Raw genomic sequence first — 2,716 nt, forward strand, 5'->3', positions numbered from 1 at the left:
GCGTTGGCTCAGCAGTGTGTGGAGCAGGGGGTGTTCGTCGCGACGGGGAGCAGGGAGCGGGGTGAGGCGCGGGTCTTCGTTGAGGCGCTGGCCCGTCTGCACGCGGTGGGGGTGGGGGTCGATTGGGAGGCGTTCTTCGCTGCGGTGCCTGCCCGGCATGTCGAGCTGCCGACGTATGCGTTCCAGCGCAAGAGGTACTGGCTCGACGCCGGCGGCGAGACCGCCTCCGGAGGCGGTCTGGTGGCGATGGAACACCCGGTGCTGACCGCCGTCGTACCGGCCCCGGCCTCCGGCACGCTCACGCTCATCGGCCGCCTGTCATTGACCGGGCAACCGTGGCTGGCCGACCACATGGTGAACGGGCAGGTGGTGGTGCCCGGTGCGGCACAGGTCGAGCTCGCGATACGCGCCGGGGACGAGACCGGATGCCCGGTGCTAGACGAGCTCACCCTGCAAGCCCCCATGGTGCTGCCCGCAGGGTGCAGCCTCCAACTCCAGGTGGTGGTCGCGGGCGCCGACGATTCGGGTCGTCGCCAGGTGACGATCCACTCGAGGACCGGGGACGCCGCGGACTGGCGGCAGAACGCCCAGGGCGTCCTCGCCCCGGCCGACGCCATCGCGCCTGCCTTCGACCTCGCGCAGTGGCCGCCGCCCGGCGCGCAGGCCCTCGACATCGACAGCGTCTATGCCGATCTCGCCGCGATCGGCATGGAGTACGACGAGACCTTCCAGCGCCTTCAGGCCGCCTGGCGGCAGGACGGCGCCGTTTACGCGGAGATCGCCCTGCCCGAGCAGTCCGGTGTCGACGCCCGGCGCTTCGGGCTGCACCCGGCTCTGCTCGACGCCTCCCTGCACGTCATCCCCATGGCCGGGTTCCTGCCCGAGGCGGAGCCGGGCCGGCCGTTCATCCCCTTCACCTGGAATGACGTGACGCTGTACGCCGAGGGATCGACCGCCCTGCGGGTCCGCATCACTCCGGCGGAAGGCACCGGCGTGTTCGGCCTGGAGATGGCGGACACCACGGGTGCGGCCGTCATGGAGGTCGGCTCGCTCATCCTGCGTCCCCGGTCCGCCGAACGGTCGGCAGCACGTCACGACTCCCTGTTCCAGCTGGACTGGGTGCGGGCCGGCCGTACCGGACAGGCGGACCTCCCGTACACCCTCCTCGAAGTGCCTTCGGGTGAGGCGCCCGTTCCTGAGGCGATCAGGCGCGCCACGAACGCGGTCCTCTCCGCGCTGCAGGCGGAACCGGACGCGTCGCCGCTGGTCATCGTCACGCGTGGTGCGGTGGCGGCCGGTGCGGGCGAGGCGCCGGACCTGGCGCAGGCCGCGGTGTGGGGATTGGTGCGGGCGGCGCAGGCCGAACAGCCGGGCCGGTTCGTCCTGCTGGACCTGGACACGGGATCTCTCGATGAGGGCATGGTCGGTCAGGCGTTGGCCACGGGAGAGCCGCAGGTGGCCGTGCGGGACCGGCGGTTCCTGGTACCGAGGGTGAGTCGGGCGGCCGAGCGTGCGGATGCGGAGCCGGGACCCTCGGACGACGCCGAGTTCCCCGACGACGCGGGGCCGGTGTTCGGGCCGGAGGGAACGGTGCTGGTCACCGGCGGGACCGGTGGCCTGGGGGCGGTCGTGGCCAGGCATCTCGTCTCAGTCCACGGGGTACGGCAGCTGCTGCTCGCCAGCCGCCGCGGTGCAGGGGCGCCCGGAGCCGCCGAGCTGATCGCGGAATTGACCGAGATGGGTGCTTCCGTGTCGGTCGCGGCCTGCGATGTCGGCGATCGCGAGGAACTGGCGCGACTGGTCGCGTCGGTCCCGCTGGCCGGCGTCGTGCACACGGCAGGTGTGCTGGACGACGGGACCGTCGGGTCTCTCACCCCGGAGCGCTTCGACGCCGTCCTGCGGCCGAAGGCCGACGCGGCCTGGTATCTCCACGAGCTGACCCGGGAGCTGGACCTGTCCGCGTTCGTGCTGTTCTCCTCGCTCTCCGGCGTACTGGGCAGCGCGGGCCAGGGCAACTACGCCGCGGCCAACACCTTCCTGGACGCTCTCGCCGAGCAGCGCCGGGCGCAGGGACTGCCGGCCACCTCGCTGGCCTGGGGCCTGTGGTCCTCGGGTGGTATGGCGGGCGATCTGACGGAATCCGACCTGCGGCGCCTCGATCGAGGAGGCATCACGCCGCTGCCCGTCGACAAGGGTCTGGCCTTGTTCGACGTCGCGGTCGACCACGAGCGCGCCGTACTGATCCCAGCCTCGCTGAACCTTCCGGCGCTGCAGGCCCAGGCCCACGCGGGCACCCTGCCCGCCGCCCTTCACGGCCTGGTCCGCGTGCCCACTCGCCGTACCGGCACGGCCGCGACAAATCCGGACGATCTCCTCCGACTGGTGCGTATCCAGGCGGCGGTGGTCCTGGGCTTCCCCGACACGGAGCCGGTCGAGTCGGCCAAGCGCTTCCAAGAGCTCGGTTTCGACTCTCTCACCGCGGTCGAGTTCCGCAACCGGCTCAGCACGGTCACCGGGCTGCGGCTCCCCGCCACCCTCATCTTCGACCATCCGACGGCTGAGGCGGTGGCGGAGTTCCTCGCCGGTGAGCTGGCCGGAGGTCAGGTCGCGCAGACGGTCATGGCCGATGCTTCGCGGATCGATGAGCCGATCGCGATCGTCGGGATGGCGTGCCGTTTCCCGGGTGGGGTGTCCTCGCCGGAGGAGTTGTGGGAGC

At 71.8% G+C, this 2,716-nt stretch carries 1 protein-coding gene; it reads left to right on the forward strand.

What is annotated here, in order from left to right; all coding sequences use genetic code 11:
- Window positions 1–30 precede the first annotated feature (30 nt).
- Window positions 31–2,716, forward strand: a 2,686-nt coding sequence (locus ACWJ6R_RS34155) for an SDR family NAD(P)-dependent oxidoreductase (protein ID WP_449066177.1), incomplete at its 3' end; no start/stop codon positions are given.

Source organism: Planomonospora algeriensis, assembly GCF_977012225.1.